The sequence below is a fragment of the Rhizobium leucaenae USDA 9039 genome (assembly GCF_000426285.1).
GTDB classification, from domain to species: domain Bacteria; phylum Pseudomonadota; class Alphaproteobacteria; order Rhizobiales; family Rhizobiaceae; genus Rhizobium; species Rhizobium leucaenae.
This window is the reverse complement of record NZ_AUFB01000006.1, coordinates 110855-136236: the sequence shown is the minus strand read 5'-3', so window position 1 is coordinate 136236 and position 25382 is coordinate 110855. Positions and strand designations below refer to the sequence as shown.

16 protein-coding genes and 1 pseudogene are annotated in these 25382 nt (G+C 59.8%); 6 read left to right on the top strand and 11 right to left on the bottom strand.

The genetic code is table 11. The features are described from left to right. Positions 1-38: 38 nt before the first annotated feature. The 4 genes from nirD to K290_RS0111550 all read right to left on the bottom strand — a co-directional run bounded on the left by nirD (position 39) and on the right by K290_RS0111550 (position 5356). Positions 39-389 carry a nitrite reductase small subunit NirD gene (gene nirD, locus K290_RS0111565; RefSeq protein WP_028752080.1) on the bottom strand — a complete coding sequence of 117 codons (351 nt, stop codon included), beginning with the start codon at positions 387-389 and terminating at the stop codon, positions 39-41. Positions 390-393: 4 nt separating this feature from the next. After that, positions 394-2844 (bottom strand): nitrite reductase large subunit NirB, encoded by a 2451-nt coding sequence (gene nirB / locus K290_RS0111560; RefSeq protein ID WP_028752079.1) that lies wholly within the window; start codon positions 2842-2844, stop codon positions 394-396. 19 nt (positions 2845-2863) lie between these two features. After that, positions 2864-4135, bottom strand: coding sequence for an MFS transporter (locus tag K290_RS0111555; protein WP_028752078.1), 1272 nt, complete (start codon positions 4133-4135; stop codon positions 2864-2866). Positions 4136-4564: 429 nt separating this feature from the next. Beyond that, positions 4565-5356: a phenylalanine 4-monooxygenase gene (locus tag K290_RS0111550; RefSeq protein ID WP_028752077.1), complete on the bottom strand. Its 792-nt coding sequence runs from the start codon at positions 5354-5356 to the stop codon at positions 4565-4567. Positions 5357-5479: 123 nt separating this feature from the next. Here K290_RS0111550 and K290_RS0111545 point away from each other — a divergent pair, with 123 nt between their 5' ends. Next, the gene (locus tag K290_RS0111545; RefSeq protein WP_028752076.1) at positions 5480-5941 is read left to right on the top strand and encodes an Lrp/AsnC family transcriptional regulator; all 462 of its coding nucleotides are present in this window, start codon (positions 5480-5482) and stop codon (positions 5939-5941) included. Between the two features lie 22 nt (positions 5942-5963). Here the strand turns inward: K290_RS0111545 and K290_RS0111540 are convergent, their stop codons facing one another. Continuing rightward, positions 5964-6464 (bottom strand): Lrp/AsnC family transcriptional regulator, encoded by a 501-nt coding sequence (locus K290_RS0111540; protein ID WP_028752075.1) that lies wholly within the window; start codon positions 6462-6464, stop codon positions 5964-5966. A gap of 131 nt (positions 6465-6595) precedes the next feature. On the opposite strand from K290_RS0111540, the gene hppD reads away from it, so the two are divergent. The 5 genes from hppD to K290_RS37885 all read left to right on the top strand — a co-directional run bounded on the left by hppD (position 6596) and on the right by K290_RS37885 (position 18389). After that, the gene (gene hppD / locus K290_RS0111535; RefSeq protein ID WP_028752074.1) at positions 6596-7705 is read left to right on the top strand and encodes a 4-hydroxyphenylpyruvate dioxygenase; all 1110 of its coding nucleotides are present in this window, start codon (positions 6596-6598) and stop codon (positions 7703-7705) included. Positions 7706-7762: 57 nt separating this feature from the next. Next, entirely contained in the window at positions 7763-9124 is a 1362-nt protein-coding gene (gene hmgA / locus K290_RS0111530) for a homogentisate 1,2-dioxygenase (RefSeq protein ID WP_028752073.1), read from the top strand. Positions 9125-9161: 37 nt separating this feature from the next. Next, positions 9162-10187, top strand: coding sequence for a fumarylacetoacetate hydrolase family protein (locus K290_RS0111525; RefSeq protein WP_028752072.1), 1026 nt, complete (start codon positions 9162-9164; stop codon positions 10185-10187). Beyond that, positions 10184-10816 carry a maleylacetoacetate isomerase gene (gene maiA, locus K290_RS0111520; RefSeq protein WP_028752071.1) on the top strand — a complete coding sequence of 211 codons (633 nt, stop codon included), beginning with the start codon at positions 10184-10186 and terminating at the stop codon, positions 10814-10816. The genes K290_RS0111525 and maiA overlap by 4 nt, the downstream gene beginning before the upstream one ends. Before the next feature lie 304 nt (positions 10817-11120). Next, a complete protein-coding gene (locus K290_RS37885; protein WP_037135302.1) occupies positions 11121-18389 on the top strand; it encodes a hypothetical protein in 7269 nt (2422 codons plus the stop codon). A gap of 49 nt (positions 18390-18438) precedes the next feature. Here K290_RS37885 and K290_RS0111510 read toward each other — a convergent pair whose 3' ends face one another. The 6 genes and pseudogenes from K290_RS0111510 to K290_RS34055 form a co-directional block, all read right to left on the bottom strand. Beyond that, the gene (locus K290_RS0111510; RefSeq protein WP_028752070.1) at positions 18439-19425 is read right to left on the bottom strand and encodes a Tim44 domain-containing protein; all 987 of its coding nucleotides are present in this window, start codon (positions 19423-19425) and stop codon (positions 18439-18441) included. A 515-nt stretch (positions 19426-19940) separates the two neighbouring features. Continuing rightward, positions 19941-20729 carry an ABC transporter ATP-binding protein gene (locus tag K290_RS0111500; RefSeq protein ID WP_028752069.1) on the bottom strand — a complete coding sequence of 263 codons (789 nt, stop codon included), beginning with the start codon at positions 20727-20729 and terminating at the stop codon, positions 19941-19943. Between the two features lie 7 nt (positions 20730-20736). Beyond that, the gene (locus tag K290_RS0111495) at positions 20737-21771 is read right to left on the bottom strand and encodes a FecCD family ABC transporter permease (RefSeq protein ID WP_028752068.1); all 1035 of its coding nucleotides are present in this window, start codon (positions 21769-21771) and stop codon (positions 20737-20739) included. Between the two features lie 2 nt (positions 21772-21773). Then, a pseudogene (locus K290_RS34060) lies at positions 21774-22750 on the bottom strand (FecCD family ABC transporter permease). Between the two features lie 50 nt (positions 22751-22800). Beyond that, positions 22801-23721 carry an ABC transporter substrate-binding protein gene (locus K290_RS0111485; protein WP_342426034.1) on the bottom strand — a complete coding sequence of 307 codons (921 nt, stop codon included), beginning with the start codon at positions 23719-23721 and terminating at the stop codon, positions 22801-22803. Between the two features lie 252 nt (positions 23722-23973). Further along, positions 23974-25377 (bottom strand): MATE family efflux transporter, encoded by a 1404-nt coding sequence (locus tag K290_RS34055; RefSeq protein ID WP_037135264.1) that lies wholly within the window; start codon positions 25375-25377, stop codon positions 23974-23976. Positions 25378-25382 lie beyond the last annotated feature (5 nt).

Here is a 25382-nt window from a genome sequence, read left to right as displayed (position 1 = left end):
CCTCCAAGAGCCGAAGACAGAGCCGGGTGCAAAACCATCTATTCCGCCGCCATCATGAGGCTATCGAGCCTGATCGACAGCACTCCGTCCTCATTGCGTACCGGGATGGTCCGAACCGAACCTTCATCCGCCCCAAGCGCCTTGCCGGTCTCGAGCGAGATGACCCAATTGTGCAGCGGGCAGGTGACGGCTGCGCCGTGCACGATCCCTTGCGAAAGCGGTCCGCCCTTGTGCGGGCAATGATCCTCGATGGCGAAGACCTCGTTTTCTGCGGTCCGGAAGACCGCGATCTTGCCCTGTGGGGTCTTAACGCAGCGCGCGCCGCGCATGGGGATGTCCGAGATGTCGCCGATTGGATGCCAGTTTTCATTGGGCCAGTTCATGTCCATCTCCTTACTCGGCGGCCTGCGGGTAACCGATCGTCGCCATCGGCTTGAACTCATGCTTGTCCTTGCCGGAGACGCGCTCCGACCAGGGGTCGACCTGGGCGAATTTCTGGCTGAAGACGAAGCGCTCGTAAAAAGCCTTGCGCTTTTCACCGTCTTCCATGATCTGGCGGCGGATTTCGTCGAGGCCGATGCGTTTGGCCCATTTGTAGATGCGCTCGAGATAACGGGCCTGCTCGCGGTACATCTGCGTCAGCGCCACGATATGCTCCAGCGCCTCGTCCTCGGTCTTGACGAGGCCGAGCACTTCCGTGCCCTTGATGTCGAGGCCGGCAGCACCGGCGAAATGGATTTCGAAGCCGCTGTCGACGCAGACGACGCCGATGTCCTTGCAGGTCGCCTCGGCGCAATTGCGCGGACAGCCGGAAACCGCCATCTTGAGCTTGGCCGGTGTCCACGAACCCCACATGAACTTCTCGATGCGGATGCCGAGGCCGGTGGAATCCTGCGTGCCGAAGCGGCACCAGTCGGAGCCGACGCAGGTCTTCACCGTGCGCAGGCCCTTGGCATAGGCCTGGCCGGAGATGAAACCCGCCTTGCCGAGATCGGCCCAGACGGCGGGCAGGTCTTCCTTCTGCACACCGAGAAGGTCGATGCGCTGGCCGCCGGTCACCTTGACCATCGGGATCTCGAATTTGTCGACGACATCGGCGATGGCGCGCAGCTCGTTCGAACTGGTGACGCCGCCCCACATGCGCGGCACGACCGAATAGGTGCCGTCCTTCTGAATATTGGCGTGAACGCGCTCGTTGATGAACCGCGACTGATAGTCGTCGGCATATTCATCCGGCCAGTCGCAGACGAGGTAGTAGTTCAATGCCGGCCGGCATTTCGCGCAGCCGCAGGAGGTCTTCCATTCCAGCTCCTGCATGACGGCGGGGATGGTCTTCAGCCCCTTGGCCTTGATCAGCCGGCGCACATCATCGTGGCCAAGCTCGGTGCAGGCGCACATCGGCTGGACGGCGGCCGGGTTATAGCTGTCGCCAAGGGTGATGGACATCAATTGTTCGACGAGCCCCGTACAGGAGCCGCACGAGGCGGATGCCTTGGTATGGGCACGCACCTCGTCGAGGGACGTCAGACCCTTTTCAGTAATTGTCGAGGTGATTTTGCCCTTGCAAACGCCGTTGCAGCCGCAGATTTCCGCATCATCCGGCAAGGCTGCAACGGCCGCCATAGGGTCCAGCGGGGACCCTCCCTGGTAGGCCTGGCCGAAGATGAGCGTCTCGCGCATCTCCGAAATATCGGTCGCCTTCTTCTTCAGGTCGTTGAACCATGCGCCGTCGGCCGTCTCACCATAAAGCACGGTGCCGATGATGCGATTGTCCTTGAGGATCACGCGCTTGTAGACGCCGGCTGCGGCGTCGCGCAGCACGATTTCCTCGCGATCGTCGCCATCCGCAAAGTCGCCGATCGAAAAGAGGTCGATGCCGGTGACCTTGAGCTTGGTCGGCGTATCGGAATGCACGAAGCCAGCAGAGGTGTCGCCGGCAAGCTGCGCGGCGGCAACACGCGCCATCTCATAGAGCGGTGCCACCAGGCCGTAGACCTGACCGCCCACTTCGGCGCATTCGCCGAGCGCATAGATATCACCGTCTGACGTGCCCATGCCAGCATCGACGACGATGCCCCTGTTGACGGCGAGGCCGGCGTCCTTCGCAAGGCCAGCGCTCGGGCGGATGCCGACTGCCATGACCACCAGCGTCGCCGGCACGATGGTGCCGTCGGCCAATTCAACACCTTCGACTTTGCCGTTGCCGACGATCGCCTTGGTGTTGGCCTTGGTGATCACCTTAATGCCGCGCTCCTCGACGGCTTTTTGCAGAAGGTAGCCTGCAGCAGGATCGAGCTGGCGCTCCATCAGCGTCGGCATGACGTGCAGCACGGTGACGTCCATGCCGCGCGAGCTGAGGCCCGCCGCGGCTTCGAGGCCGAGCAGGCCCCCGCCGATGACCACCGCTTTGGCGCGGGATTGTGCGGCCAGCAGCATAGCGTTGACGTCGTCCAGATCGCGATAGCTCAAGACACCAGGCAAATCGTTTCCTGGAACGGGAATAATGAAGGGCACGGAACCGGTGGCGATCACCAGCTTGTCGTAGCTCTCGGTGACGCCGTGATCCGACGTGACGGTTTTGGCGGCGCGATCGATCGCGACGATCTTGTGGCCCTTGTAGAGGGTGATGTTGTTTTTGATGTACCAGCCATCGCCGTGGATGATGATCTGCTCATAATCCTTTTCGCCCGAAAGAACCGGCGACAGCATGATGCGGTCGTAATTGACGCGCGGCTCGGCGTTGAAGATCGTTACTTCATAGCGGTCGGGCACCTTTTCGAGGAGATGTTCCAGCATGCGGCCGGGCGCCATGCCGTTACCGATGATGACAAGTTTCTGGGTCATGAGGGAATTCCGATCCGAATTACTGGGCAAAAACGCTAGCGTTTGCAGTCGATGCGCTGTTCCGCCGCAATTGGCGGATGGAGAGATGCATCCATAGCAGCGAGATGGCGACGATCGCGAAGAGCAGCATGAAGCAGCTCGACCATAGGCCGGTCATGTCCTTAAGCAGGCCGAAGGCGATCGGCAGGATGAAGCCGCCAAGGCCGCCCATCATGCCGACGATACCGCCGACAGCGCCGACAGCGCCGGGATAATAGGCGGGGATGTGTTTGTAGACGGCCGCCTTGCCGAGGCTCATGAAGAAGCCAAGGATGAAGATGACGACGATGAAGATGGCCGGCGTGATGCCGAAGGCCGGGCCGGCTGCCGTGGCGGCCGGCAACGAAAGGATCAAGGTGGTAACTGCCGACACCGCCAGCATCGTGTACATGACGCTGCGTGCGCCCTTCTTGTCGGAAAGCATGCCGCCGAAGGCGCGGAAGATGCTGCCGGGGATGGAATAGGCGGCAGCGACCATGCCGGCAGTTTCGAGGTTGAAGCCGTAAACGCCGACCAGGTAACGGGGCAGCCACAGCGACAAGGCGACGAAGCCGCCGAATGCGAAGAAGTAATAAAGCGAGAAGCGCCACACCTGCACGTTCTTCAACGGTGCGAATTCCTGCAGCAGGCTCTTGGACGTGCCGCCGCCGTTGCGACGGGCGCGGAAGGCCGGATCATCGGTCGTGGTGAACCAGAAGACGACGGCCATGACTGCAAGCACCAGCGCCCAGATTTCCGCAACAGCCTGCCAGCCCCAAGCGAGGAGGACGAAGGGGGCTGCGAACTTGGTCACCGCGGCACCGACGTTGCCGGCGCCGAAGATGCCAAGCGCCGTTCCCTGCTTTTCGGCTGGGAAGAAGGGCGAGATATAGGCGACGCCGACCGCGAAGGAGCCGCCGGCAAGGCCGACGCCGAGGCCTGCGATGAGCATCTGCGTATAAGTATGGGCATAAGAGAGCAGGAAGGTCGCCAATGCAGCGGCCAGCATGGTGAGCGTGTAGACAAGCCGGCCGCCATATCGGGTGGTCCAGATGCCGAGAACGATGCGGACGATCGAACCGGTCAGGACTGGCGTCCCGACCAGCAAACCGAACTCGGCCTCGTTCAGGCCGAGCTCCTGCTTGATGCGAATGCCGATGATCGCGAAGATCGTCCAGACCGCGAAACAGAGCGTGAATGCGAGTGTCGATATCCACAGCGCACGTTGAGGTGCGTCAGAGGACGATGTCGGCGTTTGGTCAAAAGCAGGCATAGCTTCTCCGTGCGCGACAACGTCGCGCCTGATTAGGTTCGAATTGAAACAAAAAAGCTGCTGGCCAGGGTTCGCGCACGCTGGGAGCGCGTTCGTCAATCCTGATCAGCAGCTTTGCCTGGGGCGCCCCTCGTTGGACGCCAATGGGTGAGCCTTATCGGCCTCAAAAATAAGGAAGCAAGCGGCGTGCCAAATTCATGACGCCCAAAAATCTAGCAATATCAATGGGGAAGAAGTTTGGGGGCTTGGTGACGGAATGGTCAAATTGTGGGCGGCCTTTGCTGCGGTGCACATTAATCGAGCAAGGCGCTTCGGCTGAAGCCAATAAAGCAATGCCGCCGGATGGCGGCATTTTGGGCGAATTGCATTGCGTTGCTCGGCCGCTCTGGGACGAATACGTTCGATCAGTCCCACATGCCTTTTGACGGCTCACGAGGCCTTGGCTTCGAAAGTGGGTGGAAAATCACCCAGCGACTTTGCCTTCAGGATCAGTCCCTCGATATCCTGCTCGACGATCGCTTCAAGGTCGGCGAAGCTGTCGATGACATAGTAGATCGGCTGGACGATATCGATCCGGTAAGGCGTCCTGAGGACGGTCAGCAGATCGAAGGGGCGAAATTCGCAGGCCTTGCCCTCCATTGCCGCCTTGGCTTCACTCGGCGATGAGACGATGCCGGCGCCGAAGCAGCGGCGGCCCTGTGGTGTATTGATCAGGCCGAATTCTACGGTGAACCAGAAGATGCGGAACAGATGCCAGGAATAGCCTTTGCCGAGGCGCACGGCGGTTTCGCCGAAATGCCGCACGAAATTGGCATAGCTCTGGTTGGTCAGCAGCGGGCAGTGGCCGAAAACCTCGTGGAACAGATCCGGCTCCTCGATATAGTCGATATGCTCGCGACGGCGCAGAAAGGTTGCGAGCGGGAATTTGCCTTGCGACAAAAGTTCGTAAAAGCGCGAGGGCGGAATGAGCGCGGGCACGCCTTCGACGCCGAAGCCGGTGGTCTCGTTCAAGCGACGATTGACATCGCGGAGCTGCGGTACCTTATCCGGCTTGAGCCCTAGCGTTTTGACGCCGTCCAAATATTCACGGCAAGCCATACCGGCCAGCAGCTTCATCTGACGCTCATAGAGTTCGCCCCAGATCGCATCTTCTTCGGCGGTATAATCGTATAAACCGTCCGGGCCGGGCAATTTGGCGGTGTAGCTGCTTTCCTTGGTCATATTCTATTCCTCCGAGGCGCTGCGGTATTGTTGCAATTATGCTCCGGCCTTTGAGGATTTTCTTTTCTTTTATGCTGGCTAGCACCATATTGGTGAGAAATACTCTCAAATATGGCCCTGAAAATGAAAGAAAATGGGAGTTTTCATCGCAAGCTTCTGCAGCTCATCCAGGCGGATGGCAGTCTTTCGCTGGCAGAGCTGGCCGAAAAGGCCGGCATGTCGCAAAGTTCGGCCTGGCGGAAGATTCAGGAATTGGAATCTGACGGTGTCATTCGCAAACGCGTGACACTGCTGGATCCGGGGAAACTCGATCTCAAACTCTGCGTGATTGCGCATGTGACGCTCGAGGATCACCACGAAGAGGCAGTAGCATCTTTCGCTTCGGTGGTACTGGAGCGGCCGGAAATCATGGAGTGCTACGCGTTATCAGGAGCCTTCGACTATATGCTGAAGATCCGGGCGAGGGATGTGGAAAGCTATGAGGCCTTCATGACCCGATATCTCATGCGCAACCCGCATGTGCGCACGGTCGTATCGAGCTTTGTGCTGCGCGAGCTGAAGTTCTCGACCGAGCTGCCGATCTAAGACTTTTCGAGTTGCGAAAATTTCAGCGCGCACTATCGCCATGCCAACTATGCGGCATGAGGACCGGAAATCCTTCGAATGTCTTCAGCGTGTCGAGGACAATCGACGTCTTTACATGCTGCACCGACTCGTGGGGCAACAGAACGTCGTTGACGAACCTTGAGAGGTCGTTGAGCCCGCGGGTCGCGACCTTCAGGTGATAGTCCATTTCGCCCGTCAGCGCATAGGCTTCGAGAACTTCCGGCAATCCATTGATCAGTTGCGAAAATCTGCGGGCATTATCTCGATTGTGGGTTGCCAGCGTTACGGAAATAACCACCAGCATATCCAAGCCCAGCTTCTGCCTGTCCAGGTTGGCCTGGTAGCTGCGAATATATCCTTCCGCCTCCAATCTCGTCCGTCGGCGCGAGCATTGCGAGGGTGAAAGCGCGATCCGCTCGCCCAATTCGTTGTTCGTCAGCCTGCCGTCCTTTTGAAGCTCCTGGAGCAGACGCAAATCCAATTTGTCGAGCTGTTCATCCATTGCGCAAAATCTCAAAAATCCTCACGATCCGTGCATAATATCTTCCGGAAGCATGAAGAATGCAAGAACTTTGCACGCGTTTTGGGCCACACTTTGCATATCAAATTCATCTTCTCTGGAGGAGAAAGAAAATGGGTCCTTTCCCGCACGATGCGCCGCCTTCGGAAATAACCGCCGACAATCCGGCCGGCACCGACGGCTTCGAATTCGTTGAATTCGCTCATCCCGAGCCCGAAAAGCTGCGCGAGCTCTTCACGCGCATGGGTTATGCTCCAGTCGCCAAGCACAGGACGAAAGACATCACCGTCTGGCGGCAGGGCGATATCAACTATATCCTGAACGCCGAACCCGGCAGCCATGCCGCTCGCTTCGTCGCAGAACATGGCCCCTGCGCCCCGTCCATGGCCTGGCGCGTCGTGGATGCCAGGCATGCGTTCGAACACGCGGTGTCAAAAGGCGCCGTTCCCTATGAAGGGGATGACAAGGCGCTCGATGTTCCGGCGATTGTCGGCATTGGCGGTTCGCTGCTTTATTTCATCGAGACGTACGGGGAGAAAGGATCGGCTTACGACGCCGAGTTCGATTGGTTTGGCCAGCGCGATCCGCGCCCCGAAGGGGTCGGTTTCTATTATCTCGACCATCTGACGCACAATGTCTTCCGCGGCAACATGGACAAGTGGTGGGATTTCTATCGCGAGCTGTTCAATTTCAAGCAGATCCACTTCTTCGATATTGATGGTCGCATCACCGGTCTGGTGAGCCGCGCTATCACGTCGCCCTGCGGCAAAATCCGCATTCCGCTGAATGAATCGAAGGACGATACGAGCCAGATCGAGGAGTTCTTGAACAAATATAAGGGCGAGGGCATCCAGCACATCGCCGTCGGAACGGAAGACATCTACGAGGGCACCGACAGGCTTGCCGCAAACGGCCTCCGCTTCATGCCCGGTCCTCCGGAGACCTATTACGACATGTCCCATGACCGCGTGAACGGCCATGACGAACCCATCGAACGGATGAAGAAACATGGTATCCTCATCGACGGCGAAGGTGTGGTGAATGGCGGCATGACGAAAATCCTGCTCCAGATATTCTCCAAAACCGTCATTGGTCCGATCTTCTTCGAGTTCATCCAGCGCAAGGGCGATGAAGGCTTCGGGGAGGGCAACTTCCGTGCTCTTTTCGAGTCGATTGAAGCGGATCAGATCAAGCGCGGCGTCATCGGCACCGCCGCAGAGTGATCTTCCGGCGACTCTGCTCATAGGTGGGGTCGCCCAGTTTTCGGGAGGAATTGAGCGATGGACCTGACGAGAACTCGGGGTTCCGACAGCCAGGCGACGGTGGCGGAGACGCCGCAATATATGCCCGGCTTCGGCAACGACTTCGAAAGCGAGTCGCTGCCGGGCGCCCTGCCGCAGGGTCAGAACAGCCCGCAGAAATGCAACTACGGTCTTTATGCCGAACAGCTTTCCGGCTCACCGTTCACAGCCCCCCGTGGAACGAATGAACGGTCCTGGCTCTATCGTATTCGCCCAAGCGTGCGGCACACCCGCCGCTTTTCGAATGCTTCCTATCCGCTCTGGAAATCCGCACCCTGCCTCGACGAACATTCGCTTCCACTCGGCCAGCTTCGTTGGGATCCGGTGCCGGCACCGACGGAGAGACTGACCTTCCTGGAAGGGATTCGCACGATCACGACTGCAGGTGATGTCATGACCCAGACGGGCATGGCGGCGCACGCCTATGTCTTTAACGAAGACATGGTGGATGATTATTTCTTCAATGCCGATGGCGAGTTGCTGATCGTGCCCCAGGTCGGTGCTCTCAGGGTGTTCACCGAAATGGGCATCATGGACATCGAGCCCCTGGAAATCTGCGTCCTCCCCCGCGGCATGATGGTCAAGGTGCAGCGCATTGGTGACGAAAAAATCTGGCGCGGATATATATGTGAGAACTACGGCGCGAAATTTACGCTGCCGGATCGCGGGCCTATCGGTGCGAACTGTCTGGCAAATCCGCGCGACTTCAAGACCCCCGTTGCCGCCTTCGAGGACAAGGAAACGCCCTGCCGCGTGCATGTGAAATGGTGCGGAAAGTTCTATGTCACGGAAATCGGCCACTCACCTCTCGATGTGGTCGCATGGCACGGCAACTATATCCCTTATAAATACGACCTGCGGACATTTGCCCCGGTCGGCGCCATCCTGTTCGACCACCCAGATCCGTCGATCTTCACCGTATTGACCGCTCCGACCGAAAGCGCCGGCACCGCGAATGTCGATTTCGTGATCTTTCCACCGCGCTGGCTGATTGCGGAACACACCTTCCGCCCGCCCTGGTATCATCGCAACATCATGAGCGAGTTCATGGGCCTGATCCATGGCCAATATGATGCAAAGGAGCAGGGTTTCGTTCCGGGCGGCATGAGCCTGCACAATATGATGCTGCCACATGGGCCGGATGCCTCAGGTTTCGAAAAGGCATCTGATTCCGAGCTCAAGCCCGTGAAGCTGGAACAGACCATGGCTTTCATGTTCGAGACGAGGTTTCCGCAGCAGGTGACGAAATACGCGGCCGAGCTTGAAACGCGGCAGGACAACTATCTGGAGTGCTGGGACGGCCTGGAACGACGGTTCGACGGGACGCCGGGCATCAAGTGACGTTCGGCCAAGCATCCTCCGACACTGGGATTGGGACATGAAGCTTGCGACACTGAAAGACTCCACAAGGGACGGCCGGCTCGTCGTCGTCTCGCGTGACCTTACCCGCTGCTCCGAGGTCGGTCATATTGCCCGCACGCTGCAGGCAGCCCTCGACGATTGGGAGCACGTGGCACGCAGGCTTGCCTTGATCGCGGAGGGTATCGAGACCGGAGCCCAGCCGACGATCCGGTTTCACGAACATGAAGCTTCCTCGCCTTTGCCGCGGGCCTATCAGTGGGCCGACGGCTCGGCCTATGTCAACCATGTCGAACTGGTACGCAAGGCGCGCAATGCTGAGATGCCGGCGAGCTTCTGGGTCGATCCGCTGATGTATCAAGGGGGATCGGACGGCTTCCTCGCGCCCCGTGATCCAATCGTGATGGCTGACGAGGGTTATGGGATCGACATGGAAGGAGAGGTCGCCGTCATTACCGGCGATGTGACCATGGGCTCGACTCCGGAGGCTGCCCGGAGCGCCATTCGTCTGGTGACGCTCGTCAACGACGTATCGCTGCGCGGCCTCATACCGGAAGAGCTGGCAAAGGGGTTCGGTTTCTTCCAGTCCAAGCCCGCATCGGCATTTTCGCCCGTTGCGGTGACGCCGGACGAACTTGGGGAAGCGTGGGATGGCGGCAAGGTGCATCTGCCGCTGCTCGTGACTTTGAATGGCAAGAAGTTCGGCAAGGCAAATGCGGGCATCGATATGACGTTTGATTTTGGGCAACTGATCGCCCACGCCGCCAAGACCCGCAATCTCGTGGCCGGGACGATCGTCGGCTCGGGAACGGTTTCCAACAAGCTGGACGGCGGGCCGGGCAAGCCGATCGAAAGCGGCGGAGACGGCTATTCCTGCATCGCCGAGATCCGCATGATCGAGACCATTGAGACCGGATCGCCGAAAACGCCATTCCTGCGGTTCGGAGACCAGGTCCGTATCGAGATGAAGGATCGGACCGGGCATTCAATCTTCGGAGCGATCGAACAGACAGTCGAGAAATATGAAGGGTCGAAGTCGCGATGAATGAAGTCGTCCTCTACGACTACTGGAGATCATCGGCGAGCTACCGTGTCCGTATCGCGCTCAATATGCTTGGGGTCAAGTATAAAACCGTATCGATCAACTTGCTGGAAGGCGAGCAGAGGAGCAGGGATTATCTGGTGCTCAACCCGCAGGGTTTGGTGCCGACGCTGGTGATCGATGGAAGGACGCTGACGCAGTCGCTGGCCATCATCGAATATCTGGCGGAGCTTCGGCCGGATTGCGGATTGATGCCGCCGGACATCGCGGACCGGCAAAGCGTGCGGGCACTTGCCTACGCGATCGCCATGGACATCCACCCCATATGCAACATGCATGTCGCGGCACATGTCACGACCATAACGGGTAAAGCTGACGCTCGCGAAGAATGGACGAAGCACTTCATCTCGGACGGACTCCGCAAAGTCGAAGCGATGCTGAGTGATTTCAATGGAGAATTCAGCTTTGGAGATAAGCCGACGATGGCGGATCTCTGTCTTGTTCCGCAGATCTATAACGCCCGTCGTTGGGGAGTGGACGTGAGCGATTTCAAGCGCATCGTCGATATCGACGGCAAATGCGCCAAATTGCCCGCCTTTCACGCCGCGCATCCCGACCGCGCGAAACCATAACGACAGATCTCAAAACGGAATCCGAAGAGCCACTGGGGACCCTCTTGCCCGCCCCAGCAGGCCTGGGCTAACCGGCGTCGGTGAATGCCTCGATCTACTTGGTTTTGCGATAGAAAATCGTTCGGAGAGCTCCTGAAAGGGAGTTCGGCGAAAGCTGATCAACTTCAGGTTCAGGCAAGCCCCTTTTCGTACTCAGCATTGACAGGATGGCAGACTCGCATGGCCGATGCTCGTTGAGAGCTTGGGCAGGCGGACCGCCTTTCGGTCGTTGAGACGGTGGACTTCACGTTTAGGATTTGCGGGTATGACTTCGATCAGTTCTTCCCTGAGTGTCAATCAGATCAGGCTTCTGTCGACCGCGACGGTCGCGGCTTGGTCCACCGACGATGTGGCGTCGCTTTCCACAGCCCAGATCGCAGCGCTCTCTTCGGCTCAGCTCGCAGCTCTGGATACGGAAGATGTCAAAGTCCTCGACACCGAACAGTTGGGCGCCATTTCGCAAGGCGCCATCATTGGTCTGACGCTGGATCAGTTGAGCATTCTCGACAAGCTTGCCATCGAGAGCCTGAGCTCGGGCCAGGTTTCCGCCTTCACCACGACACAGCTTCATGCTCTGACGACAGATCAGGCGGAGGCGCTGACCACGTCTCAGGTCGGCGCTCTCAAAGCGGCGCAACTCTCGGCCCTGAGTGCGGGTGATATAGCGACGTTCTCGACCGCCGATATCGCGTCGATTGCCAGCAAGGCGATGTCGGGCCTGAGCACGGATGCCGTCGCGGCGCTCTCCTCCGATCAGCTCGCCGCATTGACGACGGCCCAGATCAGCGCCCTCAAAACGACGCAGCTCCAAGCTTTGGACACCGAACAGTTAGAGACCCTGTCGACCGATCAGATTGCTGCCTTGAATACCAGCGCGATCGCAGGCTTGACGACCGATCAGATCGCCGTCTTCAGCACCGATCAGGTGGAGGCCTTGACGTCGGCGCAGGTGAAGTCGCTGAGCTCGGCACAACTCGCCGTCCTCGGCTCGGATGACATAGCGACGTTTTCGACCGCCGACATCGCGGCGATCACGAATAAGGGCATTGCAGGCCTGAGTACGAAGATTCTGGCAGGGCTTAGCACTGACCAGATCGCCGCTCTGGGTACCAGTGCGCTTGCCAGCCTGTCGACGGATCAGATCGAGGCTTTGAGTGCGGATCAGGTCGGAGCCCTGTCGCCGACGCAGGTCAAAGTGTTGAGTTCGACGCAGCTTGAGGCTCTTGGTACGGATGACATAGCGACATTCTCGACCGCCGATATCGCGGCGATCACGAACAGGGCCATTCATGGTCTGAACGAGGATATGATCGCTGCCCTCACCACAGATCAGATCGCTGCGCTCAGCACCAGCGCGATTGCAAGTCTGGCGACCAATCAGATTGCGGCTCTCAGTGCCGATCAGGTCGATGCCCTGTCGTCGACGCAGATCAAGGTGTTGAGTTCAACGCAGCTCTCGGCTCTGAGTTCGGAGGATATAGCGACCTTCTCCTCCGCCGATATTGCCGCGATCACGAATAAGGCCATCCCGGGCTTAGGTACGGACATCGTCGCGGGACTCTCCACCGATCAGATCGCCGCATTGACAACGGCCCAGATCGCCAGCCTCACGACGGCGCAAGTCGCGGCCCTGAACACGGAGCAGGTCGAAACCTTGTCGCCGGCACAAGTGACGGCGCTGACGTCGACGCAACTTGCTGTCTTGGGCACGGAGGACATAGCCGTGTTCTCAACCGCCGATATCGCGGCGATCGCGAGCAAGGCGGTGCCGGGCCTGGGCACGGACATTATCGCAGCGCTCTCCTCCGATCAGATTGCCGTATTGACGACAGCTCAGATCCACGCGCTAAAAACAACGCAGCTCCAGGCGTTGGACACCGATCAGTTCGATGGCCTGTCGACCGCTCAGATTGCTGCGCTGAGCACCGGTGCGATCGCAAGCCTGACCACCGATCAGATCGCGAGCATGAGCACCGATCAGGTCGAAGCGCTGACGACGGCGCAAGTCAAAGCCCTGTCCTCGGTTCAGTTTGGTGCGCTCAGCACGGATGACATAGCGACATTCTCGACCGCCGATATGGCGGCGATCACGAGTAAGGGCATCTCGGGCCTGGGTACGGGCATTATCGGAGCCCTCTCCACCCATCAGATCGCCGCTCTAAGCACTGTCGCAATCCTGGGCCTCACGACGGATCAGATCGCAGCTTTGAGCACCGATCAGGTCAAGGCCCTCTCCTCGGCACAGGTGAAGTCACTGAGTTCGGCGCAGCTTGAGGCGATGGGCACGGATGACATAGCGACGTTCTCGACCACGGACATAGCGGCAATCACGAGCAAAGCCATACCAGGCCTGAGCGCGGATGTTATCGCAGAACTCTCCACGAAACAGATCTCCGTTTTGTCGACGCTGCAGATCGCAGCTCTCAAAACGGCGCAACTCGCGGCCATGAGCACGAGCCAGGTCGAAGCGCTGTCGTCGACACAGGTAAAGGCTCTGAGTTCGACACAACTTGCTGCCCTAAGTCCGGAGGACATAGCGACGTTCTCGACCGCCGATATCACGGCGATCGCGGGCAAAGCCATGCCGGGCCTGAGCACGGAGATTGTTGCGGCGTTTACGACAGGTCAGATCGCCTCCTTGACGACGGCCCAGCTCAGTGCCCTCACATCAGTGCAGCTCCAGGCCTTGAGCACCGATCAGGTCGAAGCTTTGTCGCCGACGCAAGTCAAGTCGCTGAGTTCGACGCAACTTGCTGCCCTGAGCGCGGAGAATATCGCAACGTTCTCCACCGCCGATATCGCGGCGATCACCACCAAAGCCCTGCCGGGCATGAGCACAGATACTATTGCGGCGCTTAGCACCGATCAGATCGCTGCGTTGACGACCCTGCAGATCGCAGTCCTCAAAACCGCGCAACTCGCGGCGTTGAGCACCAGCCAGATCGAAGCCCTGTCGTCGGTACAGGTGAAATCACTGACTTCGACGCAGCTTGGAGCCCTGAGCGGGGAGGACATAGCGACCTTCTCCACCGCGGATATCGCGGCGATCACGAGCAAAGCCGTGGCAGGCTTGAGCACCGACACCGTTGCGGCGCTTTCCGACGATCAGATTGCCGTGTTGACCACACTCCAGATCAATGCCCTCAAGACGGTGCAGCTTCAGGCCTTGAGCGCCGATCAGATCGATGCCCTGTCGACCGCTCAGATTGCTGCGCTGAGCACCAGCGCGGTTGCAAGCCTGACGGCAGATCAGATCGACGCTTTGAGCACCGATCAAGTCGCCGCCCTGTCCACAACGCAGGTCAAAGCGTTGACTTCGGTGCAACTTTCGGCCCTGAGCGCCGATGACATAGCAGCGTTCTCGACCGCCGATATCGCAGTCATCACGAACAAGGCGATGCCGGGCCTGAGCGCTGACGTTATCGGAGCTCTCACCACCGCGCAGATCGCTGCGCTGAGCACCAGCGCGGTTGCAAGCCTGACGGCCGATCAGATCGAAGCTTTGACCACCGGTCAGGTCGAAGCCCTGTCCACGGCACAGGTGACGGCGCTGAGCTCAACGCAACTTGGGGCTCTGGGCACGGATGACATCGCGACCTTTTCGTCCGCCGATATCGCGGCGATCGCGAGCAAGGGAATGTCGGGCTTAAGCGCGGATGCCATCGCCGCTCTCACCACAGATCAGCTCGCTTCGCTGAGCACCAGCGCGATTGCCAGCCTGACGACCGATCAGGTCGATGCCCTGAGTACCGTTCAGGTCGGTCTCCTGTCCGCCGCGCAGGTCAAAGCGTTGAGTTTGGCGCAAGTCGCCGCCTTGGGCGATGATGTTGCAGTCTTGTCTACCGACAAAATTGCGGTGTTGAGTACATCGGGCGTTTCGGGCCTCACAGCCGATCAGATCGCTGCCCTCAGCTCCGGTCAAATCGACGCCTTGACCAGTACCCAGATCGGCGCACTCAGCTCGACGCAGGTCGCCGCACTGACCACGGGCGACATAGCATCGCTTTCATCGACCCAGATCGCAGCCCTGAGCACCGCCGGCGTCGCTGGATTTTCGACCAGCCAGATCGCTGCTCTCAGCACCAGCCAGATTTCGCTCCTGTCGACCAAGCAGATAGCAGCGCTGAGTTCGGCGCAAGTTGCTGCCTTGAGCACAAGCGATATAGAGGCTCTTTCAACGGCGCAGATTGCCTCCCTGAGCACGGGCGGCGTTGGAGGGTTGAGCTCCAAGCAGCTAGCGGCCCTCAGCACCAGTCAGGCGGAAGCCTTGACCAGCGCCCAGGTTGGCACTCTCAATTCATCGCAGATTACCGTGCTGAGTGCTGAGGACATAGCAACCTTCTCGACGAAGGACATTGCGACGATCAGTTCGAGTGCGATCCCGGGCTTGTCGACAGCAACGATAGCCTCCCTGACCACGGCCCAGATCGCGGCCCTGAGTACGCCAGGCATCAGTGCGCTGAGCACCGCGCAGATCGCAGCCTTGAGCACGGCTCAGGTGGAGGCGTTGACGAGTACCCAGGTCGGGGCGCTGAGCTCGAGACAGATTGCCATCCTCAGCGCGGACGACATAGCAACCTTCTCGACGAAGGACATTGCAGCGATCAGTTCGAATGCCATCGCCGGCTTGTCGACGGATACGATCGTCTCACTATCGACCGCCCAGGTCGCAGCGTTGAGTACCGCAGACATCAATACGCTGAGCACCAAACAGATCGCGGCCCTGAACACTGCTCAGATGGAAGCTTTGAGCAGCACGCAGATCGGCGCCCTCAGTTCCGCGCAGCTTACGGTGCTGGGGCCTGACGACATCGCAACGTTCTCGACCAAGGACATCGCCGCGATCGGTTCGATCGCCATCCCCGGCTTGTCGACCGATGTAATCGCCGCTTTGACGATGGCTCAGATCGCGGCCCTGAGTACGCAAGGCGTTAGCGGATTGAGCACCAAGCAGATCGCGGTGCTGAGCACCGACCAGGTAGACGCTTTGACCAATATCCAGGTCGGGGCGCTCGGTTCGAGACAGATTGCAGCCCTGAGCACCGGCGAGATCGCTTCGCTTTCGGCAGGCCAGATAGCCTCTTTGAGCACCGCAGGTATGGCGGGTCTGAGCACCGATCAAATCGCAGCGCTGAGCACCGATCAGGTCGAGGCGCTAACCAGTGTGCAGGTCGGCGCCCTCAGCTCGAAGCAGATTGCCGCCTTCAGCGCGGAGGATTTGGATACTTTCACCGCCGCGGAGATGGCCGCGATCGGTTCGGTTGCGGTCTCGGGTTTGTCGACGGCAACGATCGCCTCGCTGACCCCCACCCAAATCGCAGCCTTGGGCACGGCGGGCGTAGCGGGTCTGACGACCGATCAGATCGTCGTCCTCAGCACCGATCAGTTGGATGCCCTGACGACGGCGCAGGTCGGTGCTCTCACATCGAAACAGGTTGCGGCGATGAGCACCACCGACATCGCTTCGCTTTCCGTAGAGCAAGTCGCAGCACTTGGCACGGCAGGCATCGAGGGTCTGAGCACAGATCAGATCGCGGTGCTCAGCACCGATCAGGTCGAGGCCCTGACCACTACCCAGGTCGGAGTGTTCAGCTCGAAGCAGATTGCCGCCCTCAGCGCAGATGATCTGGATACCTTCACGACTGCGGAAATGGCAGCGATCGGTTCCAGCGCGGCTTCAGGCTTGTCGACGGCAACCATCGCCTCGCTGACGCCAAGCCAGGTCGCAGCGCTGGGTACGGCAGGGATATCGGGGCTGACCACCGACCAGATCGCCGTCCTCAGCACGGATCAGGTGGATGCCTTGACGACGGCCCAGGTCGGCGCTCTGACATCGAAACAGATTGCGGCCCTGAATACCGCCGACATCGCCTCGCTCTCGCTGGAGCAGGTCGCGGCACTTGGCACGGCGGGCATCGCGGGCCTGAGCACGGCTCAGATCGCGGCACTGAACACCTATCAGGTCGAGGCACTGAACAGTACGCAGATCGGTGCGCTGAGCTCGAAGCAGATTGCCGCCCTCAGCGCGGACGATCTGGATACATTTACCCATGCCGAAATGGCCGCGATCGGTTCCAGCGCGGCCTCGGGCTTGTCCACGGCGACGATCGCCTCGCTGACGCCCACCCAGATCGCAGCGCTGGGCACGGCAGCGATATCGGGTCTGACTACCGATCAGATCGCAGTTCTGAGCACTAGTCAGATAGATGCCCTGACGACGGCACAGGTCGGTGCTCTGACCTCGAAGCAGATTGCGGCGATGAGCACCACCGACATTGCCTCGCTTTCGGTCGAGCAGGTCGCTGCACTTGGCACGGCAGGTATCGCGGGTCTGAGCACCGATCAGATCGCGGTGCTCAGCACCGATCAGGTTGAGGCGCTGACCAGTGCACAGATCGGCGCGCTCAGCTCGAAACAGGTTACTGCTCTTAGTGCGGACGATCTGGATACGTTTACGACCGCCGAGATTGCCGCCATCGGTTCGAGTGCGATCTCGGGCTTGTCGACGGCAACGGTCGCCTCGCTGACGGCGGCCCAGGTTGCAGCTTTAGGCACAGCCGCCATATCGGGCCTCACCACCGGCCAGATCGCCGTCCTCAGCACGGATCAGTTGGACGCCCTGACAACGGCGCAGGTCGGCGCTCTCACCTCGAAACAGGTAGCGGCGATGAGTACGGTCGACATCGCCTCGCTTTCGGTGGAGCAGGTCGCGGCACTTGGCACCGCAGGCATTGCGGGCCTCGGCAGCGCCCAGGCCGGCGCCTTGACCATCGAACAGGTCGAAACATTCTCGACCAGTCAGATAGCTGCATTGAGTTCGGACGCCCTGAAGGGCCTGACCACGGATATGCTGGACACCTTCTCGCAGGAAGAACTCGCTGCAATTGGTTCAAGTTCGATAAAGGGGCTGTCCACGGACTTCATTGCGACGCTTTCCACCGATGAGATTGCCGCCTTGAGTACTGCAGGCGTCTCCGGATTGACGAGCGATCAGGTCAAAGTTCTGAGTGAGGAGCAGATCGAAGCACTGTCCACCAGCCAGATTGCCGCAATGAGCTCCGCCGGGCTTGCCGGTTTGACCACCGCGGATCTGGAAACGTTCTCGACCGACGAACTTTCGGCGATCAGCTCGACGGCCATCAGGGGATTGTCCACGACCGCTATCGCGTCGCTATCTTCCAACGAAATCGCAGGCTTGACGACAAGCCAGGTTGCTTCGCTGAGCTACGTCCAGGTGGCGGCGATGGGTACAGCGCAAATCGGAGCGCTGTCGGCATCGCAGGTCAGCTCCTTTAACGTGGTACAAGCCGCCGCACTAAACGGGGATGATCTATCAGCGTTTTCCGCCGAGCAGATTGTTTCGCTGACCACGAGTGCAATCTCGGGATTGAGCACCACTGCACTCGCCGCCATGACGACATCCCAGGCCGAGGCTTTTACTCCAGGTCAGATCGCCGCCATGACATCGGCGCAGGTTGACGCATTGGCGACGTCCGATGCTGCAGCAGACGCTTTGTCTTACCTGACGGTCTGACTTTGGGTTGTGAGATCGGCCGATGAGACTTGAGCCTGCCGAGGCAGGCTCAAGCGTGATGGAGTTCCGCTCCCTGGATAGCCGAAAGCTTCCAGTCGGAACCGGGCTGGCGCACGAAGGTCCAGACCTCGGTGGTCTCGGACGCGTTGCGATCGTCGCCGTCGACAAGTCTTCCCGTCGTGCGATCGAGCAGCGCGTCGACGCTCGAATAGCGCATCGCGAGAGTGGCATACTCGGCATTGCCCTCGCGCCAGGCTTCCGAGATATCGCCCTGCAGCAGACGAACATTGGTGACGCTGTTGCGGACGCCCTTGGTTGCGTTCTCTCCAAGCTCTTCGGCAAGATAGGACATTGCCTCCGGCGTGGTGAGACGGCGTAGCGTGTTGTAATCCTCCGCGCCATATGCCGACTGGACTTCCGTCAAAAGCTGCTCGAAACGGTCGAGATCGGCTTGCGATAGCCCAATCTCGTCATTGGCATGTCTCTGTGCCGGAGCTGCAGCGCCGCCGCCTATCGAGGGAATGGAAAAGGAAGAGGGCCGCGGCGCGCCCATATTGTAAGATGTGTTCGATCCCGATGCCGAATAAGAGGTTCGCTGCCGGTTTGCGAAGAAGCGCATGGCGAAGCTGATGGCCGCAACGATCAGGCCGATCTGCAGCAGCATGCCAAGGAAACCGAAACCGCCGCCGAAGCCATGTCCAAGCAGCATGCCGAGAAGACCGCCCGCGATCAATCCGCCGATCATCGACCGGCCGAAACCGTTGAAGAGGCCGGGACGCGGCTGCGTATTGACCGGCGGTTGCGATTGCGTTTGGGGCTGCGGCCGGGGTGTCATGGTCCGGTCGATGGGCGCGGCCTGGGTCGGAGCGGTGCGCGTTATCGCCGGAGAGTCAAAGGTTCTCGTGCCGCGGCTGCCAAATCCGCCGAAACTGCCGGCACGACGGGCATCAGCATCGTCGAAGCTCGCAAGGGACGTGACGACAGCCAGAGCGACGATAACGGCAAGCTTAGTAAAACGCGGAACTGCACGTAACATTGTTTCTCTTGTCCTTAGGCAGAAACACCATTTGTCCGTATATATAGGAACGCGCTTTGCGAATAAAAGTTGTCGGGAAACTCCTCCTGGAAGACGCAAAGCCGCCGGCTCATGATCGTCTTGCCATGATTGCTCTCCGTCAGCAGCGCTTCCAACGGGAAGAGGTCGCATGCAGTATCGAGGAGATCCGAGCCTTCTGGCGTAGATTGCCTGGGTATCCCTCAAATTTGCCGCTGGCCCAAGTCCGTATTCCTTTTGAGGAGCGATGCTGACGGGTGGAATTCCCCAAAGCCATTGAACCGCATGCGTGCAAAACAGAAGTTCGGCCGCGATGCGGAGGCGGCCTTTCCTGTCGTCGGCGGCCGGCAGCCAACCTGGAGAGAATGTGTTCGGATCATGATCTTCGAGATACATTTGCGCGGCCCCGAATTGGATGTTTTCTGTCGATCAAAAGACGAATGGACCTTGGGGTGTACTGTCAATGGAACGGTACAGTCGCTCCACAGCTACCGTCCCTAGTGATACCGATGCGCAAGCTCGACGTCGAAATGTGGGGGCGCATCGGAGGTGATCGGCACAAAACGGCCCTTCACCCGGAAGACCTTTTCGATCAGCCCGGTGTCGGCCAGCACCTTTGGGTCACCGTCAAAGACCAGATTACCTTTTTCGAGCAACGAAATCTGGTCACAGACGGACATTGCCTGGTTGAGATCGTGGATCGCCATGATGATGGTGACACCTTTTTCCCGGCTCAGCCGATAGACGAGATCAAGGACCTCCACCTGATAGCCGATGTCGAGGAACGACGTCGGTTCGTCGAGAAGCAGGATTCGTGCTTCTTGCGCAATCGCTGCCGAGATCCAGGCCCGCTGGCGCTCGCCGCCGGACAGTTCCCGAAGGCTCCTGTCGGCGAAGCTGTGAAGACCGGTGCTTTCCAATGCCCAGCGAATGGCGTCTTCGTCCTGCGGACCATAGTTCCGGAACAGACCGACATGCGCGAAACGACCTTGCCGCACCAGTTGCGCCACGGTCATCTCGTCAGGTGCGGTCGGTTGTTGCGGCAGAAATGCGAGATGCTTGGCCAATTGCCGCCGCGACATGGATGCGATCGGCCTGCCATCGATTTCCGTATTGCCTCCGGCCGGCTTGATCAGACCGGAGAGGGCCTGAAGGGTCGTGCTCTTTCCGGAGCCGTTGGGTCCGATCAGCGCGCGGATCTCGCCTGGCTTGAAGGAGAGATCGAGGGCATTCAGCGCTCTTCGAGCACCATAGGCGACGGATAGACGGGAGCAGGACAGCAGCATGGCATCCTCATGGGGTTTTGCGAAGAAGCGCGATAAGCACGGGAACGCCTGAGATCGCCGTGACAATGCCGATCGGGATTTCGTCGGCCTGCCCGATGAGCCGGCCGACAAGGTCTCCCAAGGTAACGGTTACAGCGCCGAGGGCGATCGTCAGCGGCAGCACGAGCGCGATACGCTTGCCGGCAAGAAAGCGGGCAAGGTGAGGGACGATGAGCCCGATGAAGACGATCGGGCCGACCGTGCCAACCGCGCTTGCCGCAAGTGCGCAGGACAGAAGCAGCGCAAGCGAGAACTGCCGCCGGTAGCAAAGCCCGAAGGATCGGGCAGTGGACGCATCGAAGCGCAGGAGCTCCAGCGGCCTTCGGATCATCGGCAAGACGGCGAGACCGGCAATCGTATATGGAAACAGGAAGGCGGCATGTTCCCAACTGCGTGCGTAGAGGCTGCCGGAAAGCCATTCCAACAGCACTTCCATCCGCGCAGAGCCCCAGCCCGCGATCAATCCGATGGCGAGGGCCTGAAGGACGGCTCCCACGGCAATGCCGCAAAGCGTGACGCGAAGCGGCCCGAGGTCGAGGCGAAAGGCCAGCATGTAGATAATGCCGCCTGCGAGAAGACCGCCCACCGTGCCGACGGCCGGCAGCCACTCAAGGGGAAGTTCGGCGACCGTCGTCGATCCGCTATAGTGAATATAGACCGTGAAGAGCAGGAAGATGGTGACCGCAAGCGTTGCCCCCTGAGAGACGCCCATGATCGATGGGTCGGCGAGGGGGTTGCGGGTAACGCTTTGAAGAATAAGGCCGGCCACAGCGAGATGAACGCCGGCCAATATTCCCGTCACGATGCGAGGGAGGCGGATATCCATGATGACCGATTGCGCCTGCTGCGAACCGTGTCCCGTGAACACAGCAATGACGTCCGATGGCGGAATATCGGCCACGCCCACGAACACCGCCAGCACCAGTGAGAGGAGTGCGATGATGACGAAGGCGAGCAGGAGCCCGGTGCTGCCGGTGTTTCGGAGTGACAAGGAGGTGGTCATGATCACGCTTCTCCCTTGAAGGAGAAGTTGCGGCTTTGGAGGAGATAGATGAACAACGGCCCTCCTATCAGCGCCGTGACGATGCCAACCGGAAGTTCCTGGGGAGCCGCAACGCTTCGCGCAATCACGTCGGCGGCAACCACCATCAGACCGCCGATGGCTGCGGTGAGCGCAATCGTCCATCCCGGGCTCTTCGGCCCCAAAAGCCGGGCGATATGCGGTGCTGCCAACCCGACAAACGCGACAGGACCCGCCACCGGCGTAACGCCCGCTACGGGCAAAACCGCGAGAAGAAGCAGCAATGGCTTCCAAAACGAGAGCTGCAACCCCATCCCGGCCGCCGCCTGTTCGCTAAGGGCGAGAAGCCCGATCACGCGCTGGCATGCCAATGCGCCGGCGGTGCCGAGAAAAACCCATGGGGCCATGTATGCGAGCTGCGTCCACGAACGTCCCTGAAAGCCGCCGGCCAGCCAGAAAAGCAATGACGGCACCTGTGGTCCGCTTAATAGGAGGATATAGGTCGTGACTGCACTGAGGAACAAAGAGATGCTGACGCCGCCAAGGGCGAGATGCAAGGGGCGTCCTCTGCCCCCGCGCGAGACCCAGAAGGTCAACAGCGCCGCCGCTAAACCGCCCGCCAACCGACCAACGGATAATATGCGGACGAAAGCCATGGCAGGAAAACGAAACAGAAAACGATTGGGGTCACCGCTCCGGATGTCACGCCGGTCAGACCCGGTCCGGCGAGCGGATTGCGGGTCAGTGTCTGCAACAGATAACCGGAGACGCCGAGACCGGCGCCTCCGATGAAAGCCGCGAGGCTGCGCGGCAGCCGCAATGTCCATACGACAATGGAATCGATCTTCCCGTCGGGCTCGAACAGGACCGTCCAAAGAGCACGCGGCTGAAGCGGCTTTGCGCCGACCAGAAGCCCGCCGACAATCACGGTCGCGGCAACGGCCACGATCGTGATTGTCATCACCAGCGATCGAAGGTCATTGCATGGCCGCGCGGCGGCCGCGCTCCTCATCAATTTTGCAGCTCGGTCGGGATCAGCTTGGCCGCCTCCGCCTTGACATCGACGGCGGGGAAGGTGTCGGGGTAGAGGTAGTGTGCGGCCTCGCGCAACACCAGCTCACGGCCGATCGGACCGTTGGTCTCCACCCACTCGTCGCCGACATAGTGCACGCGACCGTTCTTGACGGCCGTGAGTTGTTTCCAGATGGGATTGTTCTCATGCGGACGATCCGGGCCGCTGTCATAAACGAAGATCACTTCCGGATCTTTTTCCAGCATCGTTTCCAGGCTGAGCTGTTCGCCGAACCGGCCGTCCTTCGTCATCGGACCAACGATATTGTCGCCTCCGAGCGCCGCAACGATCGATGCTGCCGTGTTTTCGGTATGGAAGGAGAAGGGAGTATCGCCCGCCCACATGATCTGGAAACGCGGGTGCGTGTTCTTCGGCGCCTTTGCGGCGAAATCCTCGAGATCCTTCTTGAAGGCGGTGTTCAGTTCCTCGCCGCGCTGCGGATTTCCGAACAGCTTCGAAAGGTCGGCGACCTCCTGGTAGCTCTGGCTCAGAAGCTCCATATTGTAGGCGATATAGGGGGCAATCTTTTCGAACTGCGGGGCATTGCCGACGGTATAGCGTTTCATGGCAATGATAACGTCAGGCCGGACTTCCGACAGCAATTCGAGATTGGGCTTCGCCCGTTGTCCGATCTGCTTCATGTCCTTTGTCAGGCCAAGAAGGAAGTCCGGCTCGCGTCCGGCCGTCATATAGGTGGTTGCAACCGGCTTGATACCGAGGGCAAGCGCGACATCGACCGCAAGGTAGGAAACCGAGGCGATCCGCTTCGGGTTGACCGGGGCCTCCACGGTCACACCACGATCATCGACGATCGAAAGCGTCTGTTTTTCCTCGGCGAAAGCGCCGCCCGAGGTCAACATGACAATAATGCTTGCAATATTAAATACGTCCAACGCGCGCCGCCTCATGGCGATACCCTCCAGTTCAATATCTGTTACAACATAACGTTTCGTTGACAGGCGCCGCCTCCTCACCGCTTTTCCCATGCAAGAAGCAGCGTCTCGACGGTCTGGTCATAAAACCTGACTCTGGTAGTCTGCTTAGCGGCAAAACATGATGAATACAATCATCTTTTATCGCGGCATGCGGGAATATTGCCCGCGCCGGACACGCTAACTCGCGCCTTGATATTCAGGGTTTTGCAGCGTAGCCGACGCCATTCTGAGATCGGCAACGAAACGCCACCACAGCAAGAAGCTGGTGGCTCCAAACCCAAGGCACAGGCCGAACCAGACGCCGTAACTGCCCCAGCCGATCCCGTATCCGAAGACCGCCATGGCCGGGATGCCGATCAGCCAGTAGCCGATCAGCGTGTTTGTCAGCCCGGCCTTCGTGTTTCCGAGCCCGCGCAGCAGTCCAATGCAAATATTTTGCGAACCCTTGAAGAATTGATGCGCTATGGCGAACCAGAGAAGCGTGGTTGCCGCGGCGAGCACGGCCGGATCGGCCTCGTCACCCAGGAAGGGGCGCAGCACTGCTTGGGGAAGCAAGACGTAGAGAAGCCCGACAGCCGTCATGATGGAGAAGCTGATCGTGAAGGTGCGCCTCGCGATCGCACCGATTTCACCGGCCTCGCCCTTTCCGGCCGTGCGGCTCACCAATATCGAGGAGCCTTGCGACAATCCGATATTGGCCTGATAGACGATGTAGGCGAGTTGGTTGACGATGTTGGAAGCGGCGAGAGCGACCGGACCGAACGCACCCATGAAAACCGTCGCGATGGAGGTGATTGCCGCTTCGGAACCATAGGTCAACGCGATCGGCGTGCCCATTTTCGCGATTTTTCTGATGGTCGCGGGCTGAGCCCGCCATCCATCCAGCGCGAGGAGGGCGTTCAGTTTTTCATCTCGCTGGACTGTCCGCAGGTAAACGAAAAACGTCCATATCTGGACAAGCGTGGTTGCCAGACCAATGCCCGCGAGGTCGAGCTTCGGCAAGCCGAGCCATCCGTAGATAAAAGCGGCATCGAGCAGAGCGTTGACGGCGATCGAGATGATCGTAACCCGCAGGAGTGAGCCGGCGCGCCGCATTCCCACCGCAAACTGACGAAGGACATTGAGCCACAGCATGGGCAGCAGGCCCGGTGCGAGGGTGAGCATGATCGGCTTCGCAAGCTCGACGACCGCGCCGCTCTGCCCGAGAAAGACCAGGCAATAGCTGAGAGCCACAAGGATGATGCCCGCGGCAATCGCAACGATCGTTGCCAGCAGCATGGCGGCCCGGAGCAGATCGCGAACTTCGTCCTGCGTGGTGGCGTCGATGGATGCGGCGCCGGTTCTCTTTTCTCCGCGGCCAACCGAGGCGGCAATCATGTTGCCGACGCCCGTCACCATGCCGACGCACATCGTGCGCAGTTGGTTGTAAAGCAGGATAGCGAGGCCGCCGGCAGCAACGGCCTGAACGCTGATGAAGCCCATCATCAGGAGGTCGGTGCTGGTAAGCGCGACCTGGGCGAACTGAATGCCGGCAATGGGGGCGGCGAGCGTGATGATATCCCGATAGTTCCGAAATTGCATTGTGG